This window comes from Dehalobacter sp. (assembly GCF_030063005.1).
Lineage (GTDB): Bacteria > Bacillota > Desulfitobacteriia > Desulfitobacteriales > Syntrophobotulaceae > Dehalobacter > Dehalobacter restrictus.
The window spans coordinates 1-25,732 of record NZ_JAPDHR010000041.1 but is presented as its reverse complement, the minus strand read 5'-3'; the positions used below and the strand labels follow the sequence as shown (position 1 = coordinate 25,732).

Here is a 25,732-nt window from a genome sequence, read left to right as displayed (position 1 = left end):
GAAACATCTAACTACCGCACGTTTTTTAGACAAAAGTTATTTTATCATATTTTAGCAAGACTATGCAACTAAATTCTAAAAAAAGAATACCTTGCCTTTACTATTGCCATGTCAATCCTAAATCTTATACCATCCTGAAATATATTTTTACTTTTACTATAGTGATACAGAACAAATATATTTCTAATGATATTTCTAATTGACGAATCTCAAAGCCCTGTGATAATATAGATTCAAATCAACACCATTATTGTATAAAAGTAATGATGGGGTAAAGTAAACGGTATGAGCTTTCCAGGGAGGAAACGTCTTAGACTGAAAGCGTTTCTATCGCATTGATCGTTGAAGGTTCACCCCTGAACTTCCGGACTGAAACCTTTGGGTAAGTAGGTCTGGACGGAGGCTCCCGCCGTTAAAAGGGAGGGGGTATAAGGAAGAATAAAGTCCTGTACCTATTGAAAAGTGGGGTCTGCTTAGACCCAAATAGGGTGGTACCGCGAAGCACTTTCGTCCCTTCAGGGATGAGAAGTGCTTTTTTAATTGGCTGCAAGGAGCGGCTAGCAAGGCCACGGATGGCCACGGACCACACTAAGTTTCAGTAGGGAAAGATTTCTTTATTCGTACTCTTAAGAGAGGGTTGGAGTGATCCAGCTAACTGGGGTGGTACCGCGGAAGGCCACAGCTTTCGTCCCGGCGAAGGCTGTGGCTTGTTATTTTCTGGTGTATCAGAAAAATATGAATGTAGGAGTGAAGGATGATGAAAAGAAAGTTCAAAGGTTTCACAGGGAGTATGGTAGTAGCTTTATTATTGGCGGTCAGCCTGATATTGGGGGGGTGCAGCTCCGGGAAAAGCAGTAAGGCAGGCAGTGAGACAGCAGAACCTTACAAAGTGGGTGCGGTTCTCGATATCAGCGGGACTTCCTCTTCTTTGGGCACACCTGAACGCGATACGCTGCTAATGATGGTGGACAAAATCAATGCCGAAGGCGGTATTCAAGGCCATCCGATTGAACTGATCATTGAGGATAATAAAAGTGATGAGATGGAGGCTGTACTTGCTGCAAATAAGCTAATAGAAAAAGGCGTCCTTGCAGTTTTGGGCGGCAGCTCCAGCGGGACCTCGATGGCCATCATGAAAACTGTCCAGGACGCGCAAATTCCGATGATTTCTCTGGCAGCAGCCAGCAGCATAGTTGAGCCGGCGGCTGAAAGACAATGGGTATTTAAAACAGCCCAGAGCGATATCGTCATGATCAATAAAATCATTGAATATCTCAAGAAGAATAACATGACGAAGATTGCCTTTATGTATATGAACAATGCTTATGGCGACAATGGCAAGAAAGCCATCAGCGCAGCAGCTCCCCAAAATGGGATCACCATCGTCGCCGAAGAAAAATTTGATGCGACAGACAATGATATGACACCGCAATTAACGAATGTTAAGAGCAGCGGGGCTCAGGCAGTCGTCGTATGGGCGATTCCGCCTTCGGCCTCCATCCTGACGAAGAACTATAAGGATCTTGGACTGACGATTCCGCTCATTCACAGCCATGGCGTCGGCAATCAGAAATTTATTGAACTTGCCCAGGACGCCGCTGACGGAGTGATCCTTCCAATCGGCAAGCTTCCAGTGACCGATCAGATTGCGGATTCTGATCCGCAGAAAGCAGTGCTTACAAGTTATATCAATGATTACCAAAACAAATACAATACCGCGCCCAATTCATTCGGCGGTTATGCGGCAGATGCTTTAAGTCTCCTGGTCAAGGCGATCGAAAAAGCTGGTCCGGATCGCAGCGTCATTCGGAATGAACTGGAAAAAACGCAGGGACTTGTCGGTGTATCCGGGGTATTTAATATGTCCGAACAGGATCATAATGGCTTAAGCGAAGATTCCGCCGTTTTGGTGCAGATCGAAGACGGCAAATGGAAAATATTACAGTAACGAGGGCAAAATTACAGTAACGGAGTGAAACCTGATGGGAGAACAACTACTGCAGCTATTATTCAGCGGGCTTACGCTTGGAAGTATTTATTCTATTATTGCCCTTATCCTGGTCATTACCTATAAAGTAACAGGCATATTAAATCTAGCCCTTGGGGAATTCCTGGTTATCGGGGCACTTTTGACGGTTAGTTTCAAATCGATGGGGATGCCGCTAATAGCGGCCTCCCTTCTTGCCATCATTATTGTCGCCTTGTTGGCGGGGGTACTCGAAAGGCTGACGGTCAACAAAGCCAGGGGAGCCAGCAGCCTGACGATGCTGATCATTACAATTGGTATTTCGATATCCTTAAGGGGACTGGCCCTTCTGATCTGGGGAACGGATACCTACTCTCTGCCCTCCTTTACGGCTAGTGGACCAATCATGGCAGGCGGGGCGGCACTCAATCCTCAGAGTATCTGGGTATTTTTGCTGGCAGCGGCAACACTGATCTGTGTCAACACTTTTTTTGGACGGACGTACTGGGGAAAAGCAGTTAAAGCTTCCGTCCTCAGTCCCATCGGAGCCCAGCTGCAGGGGATCAATCTGAGTACGATTTCCCTAGCCGCATTTGTTTTTTCAGGGGCTTTGGCTACCGCCGCAGGAATCTGCATTGGACCGGTGACGATGGTCACGTATGATATGGGTTTTATGTTAGGCGTCAAAGGTTTTATCGCGGCAACAATTGGCGGATTGGGCAGTATATCCGGAGCTGTTCTGGGGGGATTAATCCTGGGGCTTTTGGAAGCCTACAGTTCAGGACTGATTTCCTCCGGGTTGAATGATGCGATCTCTATTGTGATTCTTCTTGCAGTCCTTTTAATCAGGCCGGAAGGGATCCTGGGTGCAATCAGCGAGCGTAAAATTTAATCTTAAAACAGGGTTTCCTTTTGGTATAGATTTGATTTCTTTTGAGTAAGATTTACAGCGTCATATGGTAAGGAGCGTATCTTTGGTGAAAAAGATTATATTTAAATTCAGCGGAGCTGTCATCATGCTGGTATTGTTGATTATCCCGCTCCTGCTTAACAGCAATTATCTTTATGGATCACTGATTGTTATCGGCCTGTATGCGATCGTTGTCCAGGGCTTGGGAATGCTGATGGGTTATGCGGGGCAGGTGTCGTTCGGTCATGCGGCGTTTTTTGGTTTAGGCGCTTATACGGCCGCGATATTAACCACGCGTTTTCATTGGCCGTCACTGTTAGCCCTTCTGGCAGCAATTCTTCTTCCCGGAATTGTTGCGGCCCTAATTGGCCGACAGACCCTTAAGTTACGCGAGCTATACCTTGCCCTCGCGACGCTCGGCTTTGGGATTTTAGTCCATATATTATTTACCGAAGGCGGAGAAATAACCGGAGGGCCATCCGGGATCAGCGGTATTCCGCATCTGGGCATTGGCAGTCTTATTTTAAACAGTGACAGGAAATTTTATATCCTGATCTGGATCATTCTGGTCCTGATACTGCTGGGAATACGAAATTTAGTCCGTTCCAGAACAGGCAGGGCCTTATGTGCGATCCGAGAGAGTGAGTATGCGGCAGAAAATGCCGGTATTGACTGTATTAGGCTTAAGCTGCAGGCCTTTATTTTCAGTGCGCTGCTTACGGGTTTGGCAGGGGGCCTTTATGCTTTTTATGTGACCTTTATCAGTCCGTCACCATTTACTTTTCATGCTTCCGTCCAGTTTGTACTGATGGCAGTGATTGGCGGCCTGGGTACCTTTTGGGGGCCTTTGCTTGGGGCTGTGGTCGTCGTGGCCTTAAACGAGATCTTAAAAGAGTTGATACCGCTCATCGTTCCCGGAGCCGGCGGTGAATACCAGATCATTATTTACGGAATCATCCTGGTTGCACTCATGATATACCGTCCGCAGGGGTTAAGCAGTATCGGGGAATTCTTTCAAAGTTCAAAAAAGAGTCTGGTTCAAGATGGAAATGAAGTCAATTAACCTATATACAGAACGATGATTCAAATATGAAATAAGAATTATAGATTGAGTATCAATCCTATAGAAGGAGGGAAAAGGCCATGCTTCTGGAGTTACACAGAATTACAAAACATTTTGGCGGCATTATGGCTGTCAAACATGTGTGCTTTGGGGTTGAAGAAGCAAAAATTACAGCGCTTATAGGACCTAACGGGGCAGGAAAAACGACGATTTTTAACTTGATTACCGGAACGTATCAACCGGATGAAGGTGAAGTGTTATTGGAAGGAAAAACGATCACTGGAATGAAGCCGTATAAGACAGCTCAGGCTGGAGTAACCAGAACTTTTCAGAACCTGCAGCTTTTCGGCAGCATGACCGTGCTGGAAAATGTTATGACTGGTGCTTACCTGCAGGGGAAAAAGGGCTTTGTCAAGTCGTTTCTTTCTTCCCCTGAACGGTCTACCGAAGAAAAAAAAATCAGGGCTGAATCCCTGAAACTGCTTGAAGAGGTTGGTTTAGCGGAGTCAGCTGGTTTGCCGGCAGCAGTTTTGCCGTTCGGACAGCAAAGACTGTTGGAAATTGCCAGAGCCCTTGCTTCTCAGCCCAAACTGATCCTGCTTGATGAACCGGCTGCAGGATTAAATGCTGCTGAATCTGAAATCCTGACAGAATATTTGAAAAAACTTCGCAGTCAGGGTATGACCATGATAATGATTGAACATGATATGGAAACGGTCATGGAAGCTGCTGATGAGATTGTTGTCCTAAATTTCGGGGAGGTGATCACCCAGGGAACCCCGGCAGAAATTCAGGCTCACCCGGAAGTGATCAAAGCCTATCTCGGAGAGGATGAGCAAATTGCTTAGTGTAAATGGTCTCGATGTTTATCATGGCTATGTGCATGCGCTCAAAAATGTATCCCTGAATGTCAGGCAGGGAGAATTGCTGGCGGTTCTTGGAGCCAATGGTGCAGGCAAAAGTACCCTGCTAGGGACTCTCGCGGGGTTATACAAGCCTGCTGCAGGAGAAATCATTTTTCAGAACAAAAAAATAGCCGGCCAGTCACCGGAAAAAATCGTCAGAGCCGGTATTGCTCTTATACCGGAGAAAAGAGAGATATTCAGCGGGCTAAGCGTGATGGATAACCTGATGATGGGGGCTTTTCACCGTTATCGTCAGGACAAGGCGGATATCCCAAACGATGTGGAGGAAGTCTTGGAATTATTCCCTCTGCTGCAGGGAAGAGAAAAGGATTTGGCCGGTTCTTTAAGCGGTGGTCTACAGCAGATGCTGGCAATAGGCAGGGCCCTTATGGCCAGGCCCTCACTGCTGCTGCTCGACGAACCTTCCATCGGGCTGGCCCCGCTTGTCGTACGCGAGATCATGGCGATCCTGGTCGGGATGAAAGAGTCCGGCGTCACAGTCGTACTGGTCGAACAAAATACAAAAGCCGCCTTGAGAGTGGCGGACAGTGTACTCGTCATGGAGCGGGGTAAAATTGTTCACCACGGAAGCTCCAAAGAAGCAATCTCGGATTCTCTGCTTCAGGAAGCTTATCTGGGCCGGACCCGGATGTGACCAGCCAATAATGCGGGATCTCGATCTTCTTTGACGATTCGTTTTTGTCGCCCCGAAACGTAAAATATGTCAGACTGGACTACGTTGATCTCGTATAAGATTCTGAAAAATATTCGTCTGGTTTTTCCTACACTGAAGAAGCGGTGTTTTAAGTGCGTAAATGACATCTGCCAGTATATAGCGGTACTTATAAATGATAGCAGAAAAATTAGATCTCAAATTCTTTACAGGATTGCTTAATGGACGAGATATTAACGGCATGGTGCTGTCCGCGCCAAGTGGAGCTGGATGCGGAACGCGGCTGTTTGTGCCATGGATGGCACAACAGCTGAAAAGCGGATGGCACCACGCCGTTAGCCTCAGCTTAAAAAAATAATGCTAATGATGGTCTGTGTTAACTATTATCAGCATTATTTCAGTTCAAGGTTACTTATTTTAAAAAATTCAGCTTAACGGAGCCAAAGCATTTAGATCCGTTCTACCCTGACGCCGGTATCGTGGTCATTCAGGTTCACCTTAGTCAGGTCTGCGGTACTCGGTGTTTTTTCGATGCTTTCAGCGAGCGTTTCTACTTTGATGTATTCTTGATAGCTTTGAATCGCACTCGTGACTTGGTCATCCCCATCGAAATAGATCCGGATGCGGTCCATCATTTCAAAATCATTGCTCTTGCGCATCTGCTGGACTTTGGAAACGAGCTCTCTGGCCAGACCTTCATCGATAAGCTCTCTGGTCAGCGTGGTATCAAGAATAACGAACAGGTTGTTTTCCATTGTGACCGTGAACCCTTCTTTGGCGGAAATCGACACGATGACATAGTCCTTGACGATATCTAGCTGTTCTCCATCCACATCCACTGAGAGCGATTCTCCAGCCTCCAGGGCAGCCACAGCCGTTGAAGCCTCCAGGCTTTCCAGTGCTTTGCCAAGGAGTTTGATTTTCGAGCCGAAGACGGGTCCAGCAGTTTTGAAGTTTGGCTTCAGAATGAAATTCATAAAATCGCTTAAGTTATTCGCAAAAATAACTTCCTTTACATTGAGCTCTTCCTGAATCAGTGGAATTAAATCGGCGATCAGGACTTCATATTTCCCGTCAACTAGGATTTGCTGGATCGGCTGACGGACTTTGATCCTGACCTGTTCCCGGGCAGATCTGCCGAGGGTGACTAAATTCCTGACCAAATCCATTCTGTTTTCGACGTTCTGATCGATCATAGTCGAGACATATTCCGGATAATCTGCCAGGTGGACCGAAGTCTCACCGGTCAGGTTACGGTAGATTTCTTCCGCCAGATAAGGTGCGAACGGTGCTGAGATTTTGGCGATGCCGACCAGGATTTCATACGTGGTGTTATAGACGGCCTTCTTGTCGTCCGATAGGCCGGAATCCCAGAATCTGCGGCGGGATCGCCGGATATACCAGTTGGAGAGGTCCTCGCTGACAAATTCTTGTATTTTTCGGACCGCTTTAGTCAGATCATAGACAGCGAGATTGGTTTCAACGTCATTGAGCAGGGCGTGATATTTGGAGAGGATCCACCTGTCGAGCTCCGGCCGCTTTTTGTATTCGATAAAGAAATCTCTCGGGTCGACCTCATCGGTATTCGCATAGAGCGCAAAAAAGGTATAGACGTTGCGGAGTGTCCCGAAGAACTTGCTCTGGACTTCCTTAAGGCCTTCGATGTCAAAGCGTTTAGGTGTCCAGGCCGGAGACACATAAAGCAAATACCATCTGAGCGTGTCGGCACCGTACTGGTCAAACAGTTCAAACGGGTCTACCGTGTTGCCTTTGGATTTGGACATTTTCTGTCCCTGCTTGTCTAAAACCAGATCGTTGACCAGAACCCGCTTATACGGGGAACGGCCCATCACAAAGGTCGAGATCGCGAGCAGGGAGTAGAACCAGCCGCGGGTCTGATCGATCCCTTCACAGATAAAATCAGCCGGGAACAGTTCATGGAAGTTCTCTTTGTTTTCAAACGGATAATGATGCTGAGCATAGGGCATCGCGCCGCTGTCAAACCAGCAGTCAATGACTTCACTGACCCGGGTCATCGGTTTGCCGCACTTTTCACAGCGGATATGAACATCATCGACGTAAGGTCGGTGCAGTTCGATGGTTTCATCAATCTTTTCGATTGCTTTTTCCACAAGTTCTTTGCGGGAGCCGACCGAAGCAGTATGGCCGCATCCGCAGCGCCAGATATTCAGCGGAGTCCCCCAGTAGCGGTTACGGGACAATGCCCAGTCATTGACATTTTCAAGCCAGTTGCCAAAACGTTTTTCACCGACAAAGTCGGGATACCATTCAACTGTTTTGTTATTGGCGACAAGCTGATCTTTTAGTTTGGTCATCGCAATGTACCAGCTTGGTTTGGCGTAGTACAGCAGAGGGGTCTGACAGCGCCAGCAGTGCGGGTAATTATGCTCCAATTTTTCCTTTTTAAACAGTTTGCCCTCGGCATGCAGCCACTTGATGATATCCAGGTCGGCATCCATCACAAAGCTATCCTTCCAAGGCGTTGCGATAAATTTGCCCGATTCGTCCACCGGTTGAAAAACCGGCAGGTTGTAGCGCTTTCCGGTGTTATAATCGTCTTCACCAAAAGCGGGTGCGGTATGGACGATCCCGGTACCGTCCTCTGTCGTGACATAATCGGCAGTCGTCACAAAAAAAGCCTTTTTGTCGGCGGTTAAGAACGGCATCAGCTGCTCATACTCCATATATTCAAGCTCAGTGCCTTTTAATTCCTGCAGGACTTCATAATCGTCGCCGAGTACTTTCGGTGCAAGCGTCTTCGATAGATAATAAATCTCATCATTGCTGCGGACTTTGACGTAGGTTTCGGTCGGGCTTACCGTCAGTGCAGCATTGGAGGGCAAGGTCCATGGTGTGGTCGTCCAGGCCAGAAAATACTCGTCATATTCTTGGCGTTTGAATTTGACAATGACTGTATTCGTTTTAATTTCTTTATAGCCCAGCGCGACTTCGTGGGAAGCAAGTCCGGTTCCACATCTGGAGCAGTACGGAAGAATCTTGTGACCTTCGTACATATATCCTTCTCTGAAAAATTTGTCCAGAATCCACCAGACACTTTCAATATAATTGTTATCCAGGGTAATATACGGATGATCCAGATCAATCGAATAACCCATCCGGATCGTCATTTCGCGCCACTGTTTTTCATACGTAAACACAGAGTCGCGGCATTTTTCATTGAACTGGGCGATCCCATACGCTTCTATACCTTGTTTGTCGGAAAGATTCAACTGTTTTTCAACTTCGATTTCCACCGGCAGTCCGTGCGTATCCCATCCCGCCTTCCGTTTGACCTGAAAACCTTTCATGTTCTGATACCGGCAGACGGAATCCTTCAGTGTTCTCGCCATGACATGGTGAATACCCGGCTTGCCGTTGGCTGTAGGCGGACCCTCATAAAACACGAACGGTTCCGCGCCTTCGCGGTTTTCGATTGTCTTCTGCAGAATATCAATCGAATCCCAGTAATCTGATATTTGTTTTTCCCGTCCAGCAACGGGGTTTTCAGCTAAAGATTTAAATTTTTTCATAGAGATTCTCCTTTATCAATTCATTAATGACTAATTAGTTCCTCGTCAACCCTCAAGTTATCATATGAAAAAAGTAAAAATCCCTAAGTATGAATAACTTAGGGACGACTAAACCGCGGTACCACCCTGATTATATGTCTGAGGTACATGAAATTACGTCAAACACATCACTCTTACCCGTTAACGCAGGGCAGGCGAAACTTCTTACTGGAACCCTGTTAATTGATCACTTGACAGTGACAAGGTACATATTTCTGAAGTTCAGCTCCCGGGTGATTTTCACTTGAAAGTCGGACGCAATCTCTCAGCATTTGATTGCTTTCTGTGGACTTCCTTTTAAGCTACTGTCCCATTCCTTGCTGTTTGATACTTGAATTGTCTTCAAATTATATCTATTATATGACATCCCATGCAAAAATGCCAAGTACATCTTAAAAATTCTGCACTGTATAAATTCAGCGTTAATGCAGGTGTAAAATATTAAGGATATTTCAATGTTCTAAGACAGGTTTGTCCTTCATATTCCTAATTATGGAAAGGAGGAGATTATCCTGTTTTTTTGGAATACCCGTCTGAAAGCTGTTGGGGTCATACTACTCTTGGCGCTGCTTGCATTTTCTGTTTACTTTTGCATTTCCAACGATAGTTTTCAGTATACCATAAAAATATTGTCTGAAAAAAGTTTTCCGTTTGAGCTTATACTTCTGGAAGGCGCCCCGGGGATGTCTTATCCACAACGAACCTATATCAGTGATACACGGAATGCTGCTGCAGGGATCGGAATGTATTTGCTGACCGGAGTCAACATATCCGACGCTCGGACGTATTTTTTAAGTTTCTATGCACCTCCTTCCGAAGGGCCGACCTGGCTGGGCTGGGCCTATTATCCCAATGATCCTGAAATGGAGGGACCACTGCTCGAACCCCTCGATAATCCGTTTTATCATGATCCTGAACCGATTAAAAGTGCGCAGGATGTCCTGGTAAGCATCTATCACACCCACAGTGCAGAGTCCTATTCGGGGGATGGCGGTGCAGACCGGTCAGCTGGAGGTGAAAACGGAGATATTGTGGAGATTGGACAGCTATTGACTGAAAAATTGAACCAGGCAGGAATCAATACGGCACATTCCGAGGAGGTTAATGATGCTGTCTATATCCAGGCCTACAATCATTCCTATCTCGCAGCAAAAAAAATGCTCGAGAAAAACCCAACAACCCGTTTGCTGATCGATCTTCACCGGGACGGACTTCCTTCCCAGGTGGGCAAAGATACTGCAAAGATTAACGGACAGGAGTGTGCCAGAGTCATGATTGTGATCGGTCAGAAAAATCAAAACTGGGAAAAGAATGATGCAATTGCGCGTGAAATTATTAAGATTGCGGAAAAAAAATACCCGGGACTGTTTTTCCCGAAAATCCGCTATGCCTCAGAAGCACGCTATAACCAGTATCTCACGGACGGAGCAATCCTGCTGGAAATTGGCAGTCAGCTAAACACGTTGGAGGAAGCACAGGCTGCAGCCGGACCGATAGCCGAAGTATTGAAGGAATATCTCGGTAAATGATATAATTTGCAGTGAGTGCATTTCTTTGTATATAGAAAGGTCCTTCAGCATCATTATGACAAACAATCAAAAAATGATGAAAGCGGCAGGCTTCATGATGGCTGCCAACCTTGTTTCCAGGCTTCTCGGTTTTGTCAGGGAATCCCTGATGGCAGGCCTGTTTGGGAAAACGGCGGCTACAGATGCGTATAATACGGCTTTTATTCTTCCGGACCTGCTCTACTGGCTGTTGGTCGGAGGGGTGTTGAGTGCTGCCTTTATCCCTGTCCTATCCGAATATATTGCCAAAGAAAAGGAAAAAGAAGGATGGAAAGTCGTCAGCTCGGTAACCAATGCGACATTTCTTCTGCTCTGTATCCTGGTTATCGCAGGCATGCTGCTGACTCCGAAGTTTATTGAGATGCAGGTACCCGGATTCAGTCCGGCGAATAAGGAACTTACCATCTATCTTACCCGCATCTTACTGCTGCAGCCGGTCATTCTGGCTTTGAGCGGGATTACGATGGGTATCCTGAACTCGTACAAAATATTTTGGCCGTCCGCGCTGGGGACGGTCCTTTACAATGCCAGCGTCATCCTATTTGGGGCGCTTTTTGCTAATTCCGGTGAGGCCCGGAGTATCTCCGGTTTTGCGTTTGGGGTCGTGATCGGCGCTACGGTAAATTTTCTTGTCCAGGTCCCTTCCCTGCGCAGGGTTGGCTTCCGCTACTATCCAATGATCGATTTGAAACATCCCGGGGTCCGGAAGATCATGGTCTTGGCTGTCCCGATGATTATCATGTACACCTTGAATCAATTCCAGGTCATTGTGAATTCCAACCTCGGTTCTGCGCTTGATCCGGGAAGCTTGACTGCGATCTGGTACTCTTACCGTCTTTTCCAGGTCCCGGTCGGCATCTTCGCGCTGGCCATCGGTGTCGCTGTTTTTCCGACCTTAACAGAGCAGGCTGCTCTGAAAAAGGCCAAAGACTTTCTGGAGACGATCTCGAGTGCAATTCGTCTGATTATCTTTATTACGGTTCCGATATCCATTGGGATGGTCGTCCTGCGCTTCCCTTTGATTCGGGTTCTGTTCCAGCATGGTGAATTCAGTGCAGGGGATACGGATATCATGGCTGTGCCGCTGCTGTATTTTTCGCTGGGGATCACTGCTCAGGCTATTATTCAGATTCTGCCGCGTGCTTTTTATGCGATGCAGAACACCTGGATTCCGGTTATTCTTGGTCTTATCGCCATGGCTGCCAGCATAATCTGGATGTACATTTTAGTCGGGCCTTTGGCTTGCGGCGGCTTGGCCCTGGCTGTAACCCTCGGAGCCATTATGCAGATGCTCCTGCTGTTTATCGTACTGCGCCGCAAACTCGGCAAAATTGACGGGCGCAGAATCGCAGCCGTGTTTAGTAAAACACTGGCAGCCGCTTTGGCCATGGCAGCTGTCGTCATGATTTGGGCGAATCTGCTGACCCTTTGGGTCGGAATTGGCAAAATGGGATCGACGATTGTTTTAATCAGCGGAGCACTCGTAGGCATGCTCGTGTTTTTTATAGTTGCCCGTCTGCTGAAGATGGAAGAGTACCAAATGGCCATCGAGATGCTGATCAAACGACGCAAATAAGGAGGGCTGGGGGGCAAAAGGACTCCCCCTGTCCCCCCGGCATTCCGGAGCCGCCTTGCTTTTCAAGGCGGTAGTTTGGTATAATGATATGCTGGCATTATATTCGGGGAGAGAAGAATATCCATGGCAAACGCTTCATCTAAAATCAGAAATTTTTCGATCATTGCCCATATCGATCACGGCAAATCTACTCTTGCCGATCGGCTGATTGAGTATACCGGAACCATGTCCACCCGGGAACTCAAGGAGCAGGTTCTCGACTCCATGGATTTGGAACGGGAGCGTGGTATTACCATCAAATTGCAGGCAGTTCGTTTGCGCTACAAGGCAAAAAACGGAGAGGTCTATGAGCTGAATCTGATCGATACTCCCGGACATGTTGACTTTTCTTACGAAGTTTCCCGGAGTCTGGCTGCCTGCGAAGGGGCTTTGTTGGTGGTCGATGCGGCCCAGGGTATTGAGGCGCAGACTCTTGCCAACGTCTATCTTGCTTTGGAAAATGACCTGGAGATCATTCCGGTTATTAATAAAATAGATCTGCCAAGCGCAGAACCTGACAGAGTCAAACAGGAGATTGAAGATGTGATTGGGATTGACGCGAGTGAGGCGATCCTCGCATCGGCCAAAGTGGGGATTGGGGTCGAAGAGATCCTGGAAGCCATTGTCCAGAGGATTCCTCCGCCTAAGGGCGATGATGAAGAACCTTTAAAGTCATTGATTTTTGACTCAAAGTTTGATTCCTACAAAGGTGCGATCCCTTATATTCGATTATTTGACGGTAAAGTCTCCAAAGGAACGAACATCAGGATGATGTCCACCGGAAAAATGTTTGAAATCACCGAAGTTGGTGTTTTTACCCCAGGAATGACGATTGTCGATGAGCTGAGGGCAGGCCAGGTTGGCTATATCGCGGGCAGTATCAAGAATGTCGGGGATACCCGGGTCGGGGATACCGTGACGGATAACGACCATGCGGCGGCGGAACCGCTGTCGGGCTACCGCAAAGCGGTATCGATGGTTTTTTGCGGCCTTTATCCGGTTGAAACTTCCGACTTTGACAGGCTGAAGGATGCGCTGGAGAAACTTCAGTTGAATGATGCGAGTTTAATGTATGAAAATGAAACGTCCGCAGCGCTGGGTTTTGGTTTTCGCTGTGGTTTCCTGGGTCTCCTGCACATGGAAATTATCCAGGAGAGACTCGAGAGGGAATTTGGCCTCAGTATTATTACGACCGCACCGAGCGTTGTTTATAAAGTAAATACCACAGCCAAGGAACAGGTCTTTATCGATAACCCTGCGCTTCTGCCGCCTGAAGGAAAGATCGAATCGATTGAAGAGCCTGTGGTCAAGGCTACGATTATGGTACCCTCCGAGTACGTAGGCACCATCATGGAACTGAACCAGGAGAAAAGGGGTACGTTCCTGAACATGGATTACATCACCGCTTCGCGCGTAAGTCTCTATTATGAGCTTCCGTTAAGCGAAATTGTATATGATTATTTTGATCAGCTTAAATCCCGGACCAAAGGGTATGCGTCTCTGGACTATGAACTGATCGGATACAAGGAAGCGGATCTTGTGAAACTCGATATCATGCTGAACGCTGAAATTGTTGATGCACTCTCCTTCATTGTCCATAAAGACAAAGCATATTCTCGTGGACGCAAACTTGTTGAAAAGCTGCGCAGCCTGATTCCGCGGCAGATGTTTGAGATACCTGTTCAGGCCGTGATCGGTGCCAAGGTCATTGCCAGGGAGAATATCCGGGCTATGCGCAAAGATGTTCTGGCCAAATGCTACGGTGGTGACATTTCCCGGAAACGCAAACTGCTGGAAAAGCAAAAAGAAGGCAAGAAACGCATGAAACAAGTCGGCAGTGTGGAAATACCCCAGGACGCTTTCATGGCAGTGCTCAAGATGGACGATTAATTTTACTTTGCTCGGGTTAGACCCAAGGCAGCACCTCCTGCGCTGTGCTCCGCTTGGCGCTGGACATCCATTACGGTGACTTAGTCTGCAGCTTGGGAACGTAAATATTAAAAATCGCTGTATTAGGTGATTCGTATGACTTCTTTATATGTTCATGTTCCGTTTTGTGTAAAAAAATGTTCCTACTGCGCATTCTATTCGGTACCTTATACTGCTCCCATTATCGCAGACAGTAAAATATTCGGTAGCGTAGATGGGGCTGACCATATGTTATTATCAGACCCGGCCTCCGATTTGGTCTTCGTCTATTTGCGCGGACTGGAGCGGGAGCTTGAGTTGCGAGCTAAGGAAGCCTCCCAGGGGGTTTCTTCTCTTTTTATTGGGGGCGGAACGCCCACAGTTCTGAATGCCAGTCAGCTTGATCGGCTGCTGAATCTGATTTACCGGTATTATTTTAAGGCCCTGAGCCGGACAGACTCGACAGAACTATCTGATCCGATAAGGGATCCCCGTATCCATACTTCCAGAACCGGTCAGGTCCTAGAAAAAACAATTGAGTGTAATCCCGGCACACTTGACCGGGAGAAATTGATGCTCTGCCGGACGTACGGGATCAACCGGATATCGCTCGGCGCTCAGAGCTTTGATGACCGTCTGCTGAAAAGCATCGACAGAATCCATACCGTGGAGGATATTCACAGGAGCGTCACCCTTATCAGACAATCGGGGATAGATAACCTGAACCTTGACCTGATTTTTGGACTTCCGGGACAGAGAATGGGAGATTGGCAGGATACGCTTCGCCAGGCCATCGCATTGTCGCCTGAACACCTTTCACTCTATGCACTTACGCTTGAGGAAGATACCCCGCTGCATAAAGAATATGCATACAGTCAGGCAGGCAGTCCGGACTGCAAGGAAACCTTGGATGGCTTGAACAGCCGGAATCGCCTGGATCGTCTGCCGGATGACGACTTGCAGGCCGATATGTACGAATGGGCGGTTTCTTATCTTCAAAGCTGCGGCTATGGCCGCTATGAAGTTTCCAACTTTGCGAGGCCCGGTTTTGAATGCAAACATAACCGGTCTTATTGGCGAGGGCAGGATTATATAGGTCTTGGACCGGGGGCAGTCTCATGTCTGAACAACGTTAGAACCAGGAATCCAGAGGATATTGCCGGTTATACCCGGATATTGGAATCTGGACAAAGACCTTTGGACCCTTCGGCAACCGAAGTACTGACCAGAGAGCAGCAGATCTCTGAATTTATGATGCTGGGGCTGCGTACGGCAGATGGAATCGACACCGCAGAATTTTCTGCAAAATTTCAAACGGAAATTCAGGATATTTATGGACAAATTTTGCAAAACTATATTGATAGAGATATTTTCCGACTTGCCGAAGGCAGGTTGAAAATTAACCCTGCCTGCTTTTTCGTGCTCAATGCGGTTCTGGTGGATTTCATTTTGTAGCTAAATTTAACGATGATCTAAGCTGAATTGCAGCTACATTGTACACGATTCGATGATTATTCCTCTTGACATTATTTTACCATCATGCTAAATTATGTTCAGATGATTAGCACTCACCTTAGTAGAGTGCTAACAAATCAATCGGAGGTGGCACTTTGATGGAAATGGATGAAAGAAAACACAAGATTTTAAAAGCGATTGTGCAGGATTATATTGCCACCGCGGAGCCTGTCGGTTCCAGAACCGTTTCCAAAAAGTTTGAGCTGGGGGTGTCTCCGGCGACGATCCGCAATGAGATGGCAGATCTCGAAGAGTTGGGACTTATTGAACAGCCCCATACATCTGCAGGAAGGATTCCTTCCGACTCAGGCTATCGCTATTATGTCGATTATCTGATGGACCCTTTGAGCCTGAACCATGATGAAAAGAAAAATATCAACCAGGAGATCACCAGCAGACTCAGCGAAGTGCAGGAAGTCATCGAATACACCGGAAAGCTTATTTCCCAGGTGACGAACCTGACCAGTATTGTACTTGGACCAAAAAGCCGAAACGGTATTCTAAAGAATTTGTATTTTCTCCCCTACGAGCAGGGGAAGGCCATCATGGTGACCGTGAAAGAGAATGGTTCGGTAGAGAATAATATTGTCGATATCGGTTCGGATACAAGCCCGGAGGAACTTCAGATTCTGGCGAATATTTTCAACCAGAAAATGAGCGGAACCAGGGTACAGGATTTGAAAAAAGGCCTGATCAACGAAATATACAGCGAGCTTTCCAGAAAACGCCGCATTATTGATGGAATGATGGGTATTTTGGAAAGAATGTTTGATGATAAGGATGGAGAGTCCGAAGAACGGGTCTACCTTGGCGGGACATTAAATATGCTTGATCAGCCTGAATTCAGGGATATCAATAAAGTTCGAAGTCTCTTTTCCGTATTTGAGGAGAACAATAAGCTGAAGGAGCTTCTAAGTCATGACCAAAAGGGATTAAGTATCATGATCGGAGCGGAAAATGCTGATCAGGTATTTAAAAATTGCAGTATCATATCTGCAACCTACCAGATTAACGGGAAACAGATTGGTTCAGTGGGAGTTTTGGGTCCGACCAGAATGGATTACGGCAAAGCGATTGCGATTGTAGATTATATGACAAACAGCTTGACCGAATTGCTGACAGAGAGGCACCGGAGGACCCGGACTTAGATCAAGAAGGGAGGCAACTGCGTGAACAAAGAAAAAACAAATCAAGCGTCTGCAAACGCTCAGGAAGATAAAGAAAACCAGAACATTGGGCAGGAGAATGAAGAATGCCTGACTGAGGAGATTGATCCTGTCGATCATTTGCAGCGCCTGCGTGAGGAAATTGAAGAGCATAAGTTCAAAGCGGAAGACTATTATGCCCAGATGCAAAGACTGAAAGCTGAATTTGACAATTTCCGCAAAAGAACTCAGAAGGAAAAAGAAGACACTGCCCGATATGCTTCGGAAAGGGTCATTCAGTCCCTGCTGCCGGTCCTGGATAATTTTGAAAGAGCGATTGCTTCCAGTCGAAAAAACAAAGATTTTGAAGCATTATCCCAGGGTGTGGAAATGATCGAAAGAATGTTTGTGAAAGTTCTGGAAGATGAGGGGCTCAGAATCATTGAAACCGTCGGCCAGGAATTTGATCCGAATCTCCACGAAGCCCTGCTGAAAGAAGAATCCGACCAGCCGGAGAATATGATTCTGGAAGAACTTCAAAAGGGATATTATCTGAAGGATAAAGTGATCAGGCCTAGCCGGGTCAAAGTTTCAGGCTGATAGTATTAAGCTAAATCTCAGTCTGATCAAAGAGTATATGAGTTGAAAGAAACGAAAAATACGATATGAGAATTTGCAAGGAGGAAATCAAATGGGTAAAGTAATTGGTATTGACTTAGGAACCACCAACTCTTGTGTTGCAGTACTTGAAGGTGGTGAACCTGTTGTAATCCCTAATCCTGAAGGAGCACGTATTACACCTTCAGTCGTCGGCTTCTCCAAGAACGGCGAGAAACTGGTAGGTCAGGTGGCTAAACGCCAGGCTGTTTCCAATCCGGACAACACGGTTAGTTCAATTAAGCGTCATATGGGCACTAACTATAAAGTGACTTTGATGGATAAATCCTATACACCGCAGGAAGTATCTGCAATGATCCTGCAGAAGCTCAAAGCTGATGCGGAAGCTTATCTGGGGTCTTCAGTCACTCAGGCTGTCATCACCGTTCCGGCGTATTTTACCGACGCCCAGCGTCAGGCTACCAAAGATGCCGGCACGATCGCCGGTCTTGAAGTTCTGCGTATTATCAACGAACCTACTGCAGCAGCACTGGCTTATGGACTTGACAAAGAACATGACCAGACCGTACTCGTTTACGACCTTGGCGGCGGAACATTTGACGTCTCGATCCTCGAACTGAGTCAGGGAATGGTCGAAGTTAAAGCGACAAATGGGAACAACCTTCTCGGCGGTGACGACTTTGACCAGCGTTTAATGGATTACATTGTTGCCGAATTTAAAAAGAGCAACGGTGTTGATCTTGCCAAAGACCGGATGGCCCTGCAGCGTCTGAAGGAAGCTGCTGAAAAAGCCAAAATTGAGCTTTCCGGCGTTGCCCAGACTAATATTAACCTGCCGTTTATCACAATGTCTGCTGAAGGGCCGCTTCATCTGGATATGAATATCACCCGCGCCAAATTTGAAGAGCTTGTAGCAGATTTGATCGAAAAAACAATGGGACCTACCCGTCAAGCGATGGAAGATGCCAAACTTTCCTTCAACGAAATCGATCAGGTGATTCTTGTCGGGGGATCTAGCAGAATCCCTGCAGTCCAGGAAGCCATTAAGAGAATTAGTGGCAAGGAACCACATAAAGGTGTTAACCCGGATGAAGTCGTTGCGCTCGGCGCGGCTATCCAGGGCGGGGTTCTGGCCGGTGAAATGAAAGATATTGTTCTGGTTGACGTTGCCCCGCTTTCCCTCGGGATTGAGACCCTGGGCGGTGTATTCACCAGGATCATTGACCGGAACACGACCATTCCGACCACCAAATCTCAAGTCTTCTCGACTGCAGCCGACAGCCAGACTTCGGTAGATATCCATGTGCTTCAGGGTGAGCGCGAGATGGCTGCTTACAATAAGACACTCGGCCGCTTCCAGCTTACCGGAATTCCGCCTGCCCCAAGAGGTGTGCCGCAGATCGAAGTCAAATTTGATATTGACGTAAACGGTATTGTACACGTTTCGGCGAAAGATATGGCAACCGGTAACGAACAGAAAGTAACCATCACGGCTTCAACCGGCTTAAGCAAAGACGAAATTGAAAAGATGCGTCAGGATGCCGAGGCCAATGCTGAGAAAGACAAACAGGCCAGAGAACTGATTGATGCCAGAAATCAAGCAGATTCACTGGCATACCAGGCTGAAAAGACCCTGAAGGACTTTGAAGGCAAAGGCGACGACACCGAGCGGGATGCGGTCAAGAAGGCTGCTGAAGAACTCAGAGCCACGGCCGGCAGCGATAATGTCCAGGAAATTAATGCAAAATCGGAAGCGCTGACCAAAATCCTCTATCCGTTTGTGGAAAAAATGTATCAACAGCAGGGAGCACCCGGTGCAGGTTCGCAGGGACCTGACGCAGGACCAAATCCAGGACAGCAGGATACCGGAGCCGGCAAGGAAGATGACAATGTTGTCGATGCTGAATATACCGAAGTGGACAAGGATAAATAAACAGAATCAGTATTAATCAGATCATTTGTTTAATCGATTAATCATGAAGAGTCTGCAGATAATAACGATGTTGAAACACAAAAAGTACCGGTATTTAGCCTCAAAGCTAAATACCGGTACAACGCGCCTTAAATCTTAACATATTAATGATAATGGTAGTATAATGATACATTAGAAAGAGTCTATAGGTAATCAAAAGGGTCTAAGGGTGCAGTAGTATCTTTGGACCTGCTTCGGCATTCGGAGGAATGCAGGTCTTATTTATGTCTTATGCGGTCTTGTATTGATATTTAGGGAGGAGTTTCGGCTTAAATTATGAAACGCGACTACTATGAAGTTCTGGGTGTCAGCAAATCTTCCAGCGTGGATGAAATTAAAAAAGCTTACAGGAAGATAGCAAAGGAAAACCATCCCGATGTCAAACCGGGAGATAAGCAAGCGGAAGAACGCTTTAAGGAAGCTACCGAGGCTTATGCGGTATTGAGCGATCCGGATAAGAAAGCAAAATATGACCAATATGGCCACTCCGGGGTGGACTTTAACGGACAGGGCTTTGGAGGATTTGGCGATTTCTCTGATTTTGCTGATTTCGGCCTTGGAGATGTTTTTGAAATGTTTTTCGGCGGTGGTATGGGCGGAGGTTCCAGAAGAAAAGGCCCGGTGAAAGGCGCCGATTTGAGATATGATCTGTCCATCACGCTGCATGAAGCTGCCTTTGGCATGAAGAAGCAGATCGAAGTTCCGGTCTCAGTATACTGTACCGAGTGCGGAGGAAGCGGCGCGGCTCCCGGCACGAATCCGACCACATGTTCACAATGCGGCGGTACTGGGCAAATCAGGGCAACTCAGCGTACACCGTTTGGGCAGATCGCTACGACCAAGACTTGTGTTGCTTGTGGCGGAAAAGGGACAATGATCAGCTCTCCGTGCAGCAAATGCAACGGCAAGGGTAAAGTGAAAGAAGTTAAAAAGATCGAAGTCAATATCCCGGCAGGCACTGAGGATGGATTAAGTCTGCGTTACAGCGGTTATGGCGAGGCTGGAGAAAGAGGAGGACCGTCCGGAGACCTATATGTTGTTCTGCTCGTTAAGAAGGATGAATTCTTCCAGAGAAACGGCAATGATATCTACGTTGAAATTCCGATCACTTTTGTTCAGGCCGCCCTGGGTGATGAAATCGACGTGCCTACCCTTCACGGAGATGTCAAAATAAAGATACCCGAAGGAACCCAGACATCGAAAGTCTTCAGAGTCAAAGGAATGGGTGTTCCTTACCGGAGGGGCAGCGGGTGCGGTGACCAGCATGTCAGGGTGATTGTAGCAACGCCTACCAAACTCACGGAACGTCAGAAAGAGCTGCTCAGCGAATTTGGAAAAATAACGACCGAAGGTCAGCAGCTTGGAAAAAAATCGCTTTGGGACAAGGTGAAGGATAATGTCCGGGATGCTATCGGTTAATTGCAGTTTAACGGTGAATAAGATCTGAGAAAAGGGAGTTTGCAATGAATTGGACTGAGATAGCGGTAACAGTATCATCTGAGGGAGAGGAGGCTGTTACCGATCTTTTTTATCGGATAGGCAGCAAGGGTGTGGTTGTCGAATCGCCTGAGCTGATTAAAGGGTATGTTGAATCCGGGATCTGGGATTATCACATCTATGCGGATTTAGAAGTAACAGGAAAGTGTGTGGTCAAGGGTTATTTCCCGGAGGATGAAAGCTTAAGTCCCAGGATCGCCTCCTTACGGGAAGAACTTCTGCTTTTCAAGGAATTATTTCCGGACTGGATGGTGGAGACGAATTCCGTGATGGTGAAGGAAGAAGACTGGGAGAATGAATGGAAGCAATACTTTAAACCAGTCCGAATCGGCAAACGCTTCCTGATCAAACCGACCTGGGAACAGGCGGACACGCAGGATCAGGTGGTCATCATTGAGATTGATCCCGGGATGGCTTTTGGGACGGGTACCCATCCGACAACCGCTCTCTGCCTGGAGGCGCTGGAAGACTATATTCAGGAAGGTTCGGACGTCTTTGATATTGGCACCGGCTCCGGGATCCTGGCTGTGGCGGCCGCCAAGCTCGGGGCAAACGTCCAGGCCGGAGACATTGACTCCCTGGCTGTGCGGATTGCGCGGCAAAATGCAGCGCTGAATCACATGGAAGATAAAATTAAGGTTAAAACGGGAAACCTCGGTGAGGTCTTTACGGGGAAAGCTGATGTCGTCATCGCTAATATCATCGCGGATATAATCATTGAACTCCTGCCTTCCCTGCCTCAGCTGATGAAACCGGAGGGTATCCTTCTTGCTTCCGGCATCATTGATACCCGGGAAAACAATGTTCTGGAAAAAATGAATGCGGCAGGCCTCCACTGTATTGGAAGGCTTGAAGATGCAGGCTGGGTACTGCTGAAAGCTACGTTTACTTGAGTGTATCGAGAGAGGGAATCCTATGCACCGTTTTAAAATCTCGTCCCGCGAAAAGGACACTTTTAACATAACCGGAGAAGAACTTCATCACCTGACTCATGTGGTGCGGCTTGAATGCGGCGCTAAAGTCATGGGCTTTGATAATTCCGGCGGTCAGTGGGTCGGGGTCATTGAAGAACTAGCCAGGGACTCAGCCTGCTGCAGAATTGTTGAAGAGGAATTCCCTGACGTGGAAGCAAAGGCAAGGGTATACCTTGTCATGGGACTGGCCAAGGGAGAAAAGATGGAGTGGGTCATCCAAAAAGGGACTGAGCTCGGAATGGCCGGACTTATCCCTTTAAGGACGAAACGGTCTGTCCTGCAACTGGAAGGAGCTAAAGCACGGGACAGGGTGGTCCGTTGGCAAAGAATCGCGGCTGAGGCTGTGAAACAATCTCACCGGGTTATCGAACCGGAAATTATGGAAGTAGCCGATTGGACGCAACTGAAGGGACTGCTGCCGGCAGAGACGCAGTGGCTGATTCCTTATGAAGATGAAAAGACGCACTCCTTAAAGGAAGTGCTTCAGGGATATGAACCCAGATACCCGATTGCCGTGCTTATCGGGGCCGAAGGGGGCTTTGCGCCGGAAGAGGTGGCCTGGGCCGAGGAAAAACTCCAGGCCAGGAGTGTCTCTTTGGGACCACGTATTCTGCGGACAGAGACGGCAGCTCTGGCAGCCCTTGTAATGGCTCTCGCTTACTTCGGCGATCTTGGATAGATGCTTTGATCATATGGTCATTTATGTTAGTTCATAAGCCAGAAGAATTTTTATATTTTCTATTTGGGCAGTTATTTGATGGATGTTGTATTTGTTAAGAGGAAAAGAAGCCAAGCGTATGAATAAAGAAGATAAGCAGATGATAACCGAAAACATGAAAAACGCAGAAGGCTTGAAGGTAAGTTTTCTGACGCTTGGCTGCAAGGTCAACCAGACTGAAAGCGAAGCACTTTCTCAGCTGCTGGCCGGTGAAGGTTATAAGACCGTCCAGGAGGCTGATTCTGCCGACGTGATCATTATTAATACCTGCACCGTAACCGGTACAGGGAGCATGAAATCCCGCAAGCTCATCCGTAAGATGGTCAAGGATCATCCGGGGGCGATCATCGCTGTCATGGGCTGCTATGCCCAGCTAAGTCCTGATGAGGTTGCAGGGATCGATGGAGTTGGTCTGATCATGGGAACTCAGGACCGGAGTTCCCTGCTTCAGTTTTTACGCGATATTCAGGACGAACGTACTGCTGGTGCTTCAGCAAAGAAGCCGGCCGAATCTTTAAAACCTCTCCGAAAGGTCAAAAGTTTTGAGGAAAGCGTGAAATATGAAGAGCTTCCGCTGATCAAAAGTGAGAGCCGGACACGGGCCATGCTGAAGATTCAGGATGGCTGCAGCCAGTTTTGTACATACTGCATCGTACCCTATACCAGGGGGCCGTCACGTAGCCGTGATCCTGAAAATGTCTACCGGGAGGCCAGGGAACTTCTGAAGGCAGGATACAAGGAAATTGTACTGACCGGTATTCATATCGGCGCCTTTGGCAGGGACTTTGCCGATAAGAATATGAATCTGGGACTTCTGGTCAGTGAGCTGGTGAAACTTCCGGGGATGAAGAGACTCCGGCTTGGCTCGATTGAACCGATGGAGTTTTCGCTGGAATTACTGGAGGTTATTGCTGCCAATGCAGCAGTATGCCCCCATTTCCATATTCCGCTTCAGAGCGGTTCCAACAAGATCCTGGGAAAAATGAACAGACCTTATACGATAGAGGATTATGCTGCTTTGCTGAAGCAGATAAGGGCCAGAGTTCCAGACGCGGCAATCGCCACCGATATTATGGTCGGCTTTCCCGGAGAAACAGATCAGGATTATCAGGACGGCCTGCGTTTTATTGAGAGCTGCGAATTTTCCGGTATTCATGTTTTCCCTTATTCCCGGAGGCCCGGTACGCCCGCGGCGGATATGCCGGAGCAGATACCCAACCGTATCAAAACAGCCAGGGTCAGGGAACTGATTCAGATCGGTCAAAAGAGCCGAAGAAAATACGAGAGAAAATTTATTGGAAAACAGCTTGAAGTACTTTTGGAGAATGTGGATCAAGACGGAAGAGCCCGCGGACATACCCGAAATTATCTGGAACTTCGAATTCCGTCCATCCTGGCTGAGAGCAATCTCATCACTTATACTGTCCGTGAGGAGGATCTGGTTTCTGTCCCGGGAAACGCTGCTAGCAGAGAAATCAATGAAGCTGAATAAAGCACAATTTGTCAAATGGTGTTTAATCTTCTAATATTTTATAATATAATAATTAACAAATAATCCTCTAAATACAAGGAGCCACAATGAAGAAGATCGGGAATTGGAAGAAGCCCCTTATTATTGTTTTAATTGTAGTCATTGCGCTGGGTGTATTATTATTAAAAGCACCATTGTACGCACAAGTCCGAAGCTATGCGGTGATGTGGGCTTACACCAAATATGAAAATTCCAAGAGCCTGATGGATAAACAGCAAGTCTCTGTTCAGATCCCGGGCGGTTCCAGTACGGAAGAAAAAGACTGGTACCCGTTTGTCATGGTATTTAACGATAATAAAGGTTTTTCGCAGTACACCGGAAGAGACCTTTCCCTGTCGATACTCTATAATTTTGGCGCGTTCAGCTGGAATTACGGTTCGTCCACGCTTTACAAGGATGACTCGCCTTATTATGCGAGCTTTTATGGCGGATATCTGATCAAGGACAACTCCGGGCAAAGCAAGTATGGTTTTTCGGTGGATGGGAAGCTGAATAACAACGAAATAATGGCTGTAGCGAAATATGATTATCAGAAGCTGATCCTGGACGGCCTGGGATGCCCTGCCAAGCAGCAGAAAATGAACGTTCTTTCTTCCGAGGTTAAGAGCGGGGTTACGTATGCAGGTTATGAAGGCTGGGAACAAATCGATGCAATCATCTTGGTAAACAGTCCGGCCCACAAATATGAGGGCAGCCGGCGGGCTTACATTCAGTACGGTAATCCGCTCAAAAAAACCAGTCTGGAGGATTTCCCACTGATTGAATCCCGTGCAAGAATTTATGCGAGATATTTTAAGGAGTTTGACAGTACAGTCTTTTTGTATATTTTGACTCCTTTTGCAGATACGCTGGAGCAATGCGACCAACAAATTCTCAGTAAGACAGTGATTGCAAAAAGCGAATAACCCGGAAGCAAAGGACATTAATCTAACCAGTAGGAACATGTAGGTTTAGAGTTGATAGGGTATTAAGGATACAAAATTGGAGGTTCGGTTCGTGGACAATTGTATTTTTTGCAAAATCGTGAACAAGGAAATTCCTTCAGCAATCGTCTTTGAAAACGAAGATATCCTGTGCTTTAAGGATATTAACCCCGTGGCGCCTGTTCACATTCTGGTTATTCCGAAAAAGCACTTAACCAGTCTGAATGATCTGACAGAAGATGACATGGCTGTGACCGGCAGGATTTTTGTCCTGATCAAGCAGCTTGCAGCAGAATCCGGGGTCGCGGAATCGGGCTACAGGGTTGTTGTGAACTGCGGACCTGACGGAGGTCAGGAAGTCGGACATCTGCACTATCATCTGATCGGCGGCAAGCCGCTGGGCAAGAAAATCGGCTAAACATCTTTTGGAAAAACCGTCAGATTAGGACTGAGTTGTGTTTTGATATGCCAAAAAAGCAGGCTCCTTCCAGCTTGACGTGTCCATATTCATCCTTTATAATCTCATCTTTGACACTTTAAAGAGCAAAAAAGCCTGGAACCCCTTGCAAACAAGGGAAATCCGGGCTTTTACATTTTTAAAAAAGTGAGTAATGTTTTTATGACTTTGTACTTTTGAGAAT

Annotated in this window: 20 protein-coding genes and 2 other annotated features; of the genes, 19 read left to right on the top strand and 1 reads right to left on the bottom strand. The window is 47.1% G+C overall.

Features of this window, described 5'->3' with window-relative positions; translation table 11 throughout:
• The first annotated feature begins 254 nt into the window (after nt 1–254).
• Nucleotides 255–518, top strand: a binding site (T-box leader).
• A 239-nt stretch (nt 519–757) separates the two neighbouring features.
• The 6 genes from OKX56_RS11230 to OKX56_RS11205 all read left to right on the top strand — a co-directional run bounded on the left by OKX56_RS11230 (nt 758) and on the right by OKX56_RS11205 (nt 5,875).
• The gene (locus OKX56_RS11230; RefSeq protein ID WP_019226573.1) at nt 758–1,948 is read left to right on the top strand and encodes an ABC transporter substrate-binding protein; all 1,191 of its coding nucleotides are present in this window, start codon (nt 758–760) and stop codon (nt 1,946–1,948) included.
• Nucleotides 1,949–1,982: 34 nt separating this feature from the next.
• On the top strand, nt 1,983–2,858 hold the full coding sequence (locus OKX56_RS11225) for a branched-chain amino acid ABC transporter permease (protein WP_019226574.1): 876 nt from the start codon (nt 1,983–1,985) through the stop codon (nt 2,856–2,858).
• Nucleotides 2,859–2,943: 85 nt separating this feature from the next.
• Nucleotides 2,944–3,939 (top strand): branched-chain amino acid ABC transporter permease, encoded by a 996-nt coding sequence (locus tag OKX56_RS11220; protein ID WP_025205218.1) that lies wholly within the window; start codon nt 2,944–2,946, stop codon nt 3,937–3,939.
• 80 nt (nt 3,940–4,019) lie between these two features.
• Nucleotides 4,020–4,787, top strand: coding sequence for an ABC transporter ATP-binding protein (locus OKX56_RS11215; RefSeq protein WP_019226576.1), 768 nt, complete (start codon nt 4,020–4,022; stop codon nt 4,785–4,787).
• On the top strand, nt 4,780–5,499 hold the full coding sequence (locus tag OKX56_RS11210) for an ABC transporter ATP-binding protein (RefSeq protein ID WP_019226577.1): 720 nt from the start codon (nt 4,780–4,782) through the stop codon (nt 5,497–5,499). The genes OKX56_RS11215 and OKX56_RS11210 overlap by 8 nt, the downstream gene beginning before the upstream one ends.
• A 193-nt stretch (nt 5,500–5,692) precedes the next feature.
• Nucleotides 5,693–5,875, top strand: a complete 183-nt coding sequence (locus tag OKX56_RS11205) for a hypothetical protein (protein WP_156804699.1) — start codon at nt 5,693–5,695, stop codon at nt 5,873–5,875.
• Nucleotides 5,876–5,966: 91 nt separating this feature from the next.
• On the opposite strand, the gene ileS is transcribed toward OKX56_RS11205, so the two are convergent.
• Nucleotides 5,967–9,068 (bottom strand): isoleucine--tRNA ligase, encoded by a 3,102-nt coding sequence (gene ileS / locus OKX56_RS11200; RefSeq protein ID WP_019226578.1) that lies wholly within the window; start codon nt 9,066–9,068, stop codon nt 5,967–5,969.
• Nucleotides 9,069–9,165: 97 nt separating this feature from the next.
• Nucleotides 9,166–9,434, bottom strand: a binding site (T-box leader).
• A 356-nt stretch (nt 9,435–9,790) separates the two neighbouring features.
• Between ileS and spoIIP the strand changes: the two genes are divergently transcribed.
• The 13 genes from spoIIP to OKX56_RS11135 all read left to right on the top strand — a co-directional run bounded on the left by spoIIP (nt 9,791) and on the right by OKX56_RS11135 (nt 25,509).
• The gene (gene spoIIP, locus OKX56_RS11195) at nt 9,791–10,636 is read left to right on the top strand and encodes a stage II sporulation protein P (RefSeq protein ID WP_242871518.1); all 846 of its coding nucleotides are present in this window, start codon (nt 9,791–9,793) and stop codon (nt 10,634–10,636) included.
• A gap of 55 nt (nt 10,637–10,691) precedes the next feature.
• A complete protein-coding gene (gene murJ, locus OKX56_RS11190; protein WP_025205219.1) occupies nt 10,692–12,251 on the top strand; it encodes a murein biosynthesis integral membrane protein MurJ in 1,560 nt (519 codons plus the stop codon).
• 123 nt (nt 12,252–12,374) lie between these two features.
• Entirely contained in the window at nt 12,375–14,180 is a 1,806-nt protein-coding gene (gene lepA / locus OKX56_RS11185; RefSeq protein WP_019226581.1) for a translation elongation factor 4, read from the top strand.
• 135 nt (nt 14,181–14,315) lie between these two features.
• Nucleotides 14,316–15,653 (top strand): radical SAM family heme chaperone HemW, encoded by a 1,338-nt coding sequence (gene hemW, locus OKX56_RS11180; RefSeq protein ID WP_019226582.1) that lies wholly within the window; start codon nt 14,316–14,318, stop codon nt 15,651–15,653.
• 158 nt (nt 15,654–15,811) lie between these two features.
• Nucleotides 15,812–16,861 (top strand): heat-inducible transcriptional repressor HrcA, encoded by a 1,050-nt coding sequence (hrcA, locus tag OKX56_RS11175; RefSeq protein WP_019226583.1) that lies wholly within the window; start codon nt 15,812–15,814, stop codon nt 16,859–16,861.
• Nucleotides 16,862–16,882: 21 nt separating this feature from the next.
• Nucleotides 16,883–17,458, top strand: coding sequence for a nucleotide exchange factor GrpE (grpE, locus tag OKX56_RS11170; protein ID WP_019226584.1), 576 nt, complete (start codon nt 16,883–16,885; stop codon nt 17,456–17,458).
• Nucleotides 17,459–17,549: 91 nt separating this feature from the next.
• Entirely contained in the window at nt 17,550–19,409 is a 1,860-nt protein-coding gene (dnaK, locus tag OKX56_RS11165; RefSeq protein WP_019226585.1) for a molecular chaperone DnaK, read from the top strand.
• Nucleotides 19,410–19,724: 315 nt separating this feature from the next.
• Nucleotides 19,725–20,867, top strand: a complete 1,143-nt coding sequence (gene dnaJ, locus OKX56_RS11160; protein ID WP_019226586.1) for a molecular chaperone DnaJ — start codon at nt 19,725–19,727, stop codon at nt 20,865–20,867.
• A gap of 44 nt (nt 20,868–20,911) precedes the next feature.
• A complete protein-coding gene (gene prmA, locus OKX56_RS11155) occupies nt 20,912–21,838 on the top strand; it encodes a 50S ribosomal protein L11 methyltransferase (RefSeq protein ID WP_019226587.1) in 927 nt (308 codons plus the stop codon).
• A gap of 22 nt (nt 21,839–21,860) precedes the next feature.
• Entirely contained in the window at nt 21,861–22,598 is a 738-nt protein-coding gene (locus tag OKX56_RS11150) for an RsmE family RNA methyltransferase (protein WP_015044595.1), read from the top strand.
• Nucleotides 22,599–22,716: 118 nt separating this feature from the next.
• Nucleotides 22,717–24,129 carry a tRNA (N(6)-L-threonylcarbamoyladenosine(37)-C(2))-methylthiotransferase MtaB gene (mtaB, locus tag OKX56_RS11145; RefSeq protein WP_176714411.1) on the top strand — a complete coding sequence of 471 codons (1,413 nt, stop codon included), beginning with the start codon at nt 22,717–22,719 and terminating at the stop codon, nt 24,127–24,129.
• Between the two features lie 86 nt (nt 24,130–24,215).
• Nucleotides 24,216–25,073, top strand: a complete 858-nt coding sequence (locus OKX56_RS11140; RefSeq protein WP_019226589.1) for a hypothetical protein — start codon at nt 24,216–24,218, stop codon at nt 25,071–25,073.
• A 91-nt stretch (nt 25,074–25,164) separates the two neighbouring features.
• Nucleotides 25,165–25,509 carry a histidine triad nucleotide-binding protein gene (locus tag OKX56_RS11135; protein ID WP_019226590.1) on the top strand — a complete coding sequence of 115 codons (345 nt, stop codon included), beginning with the start codon at nt 25,165–25,167 and terminating at the stop codon, nt 25,507–25,509.
• Nucleotides 25,510–25,732 lie beyond the last annotated feature (223 nt).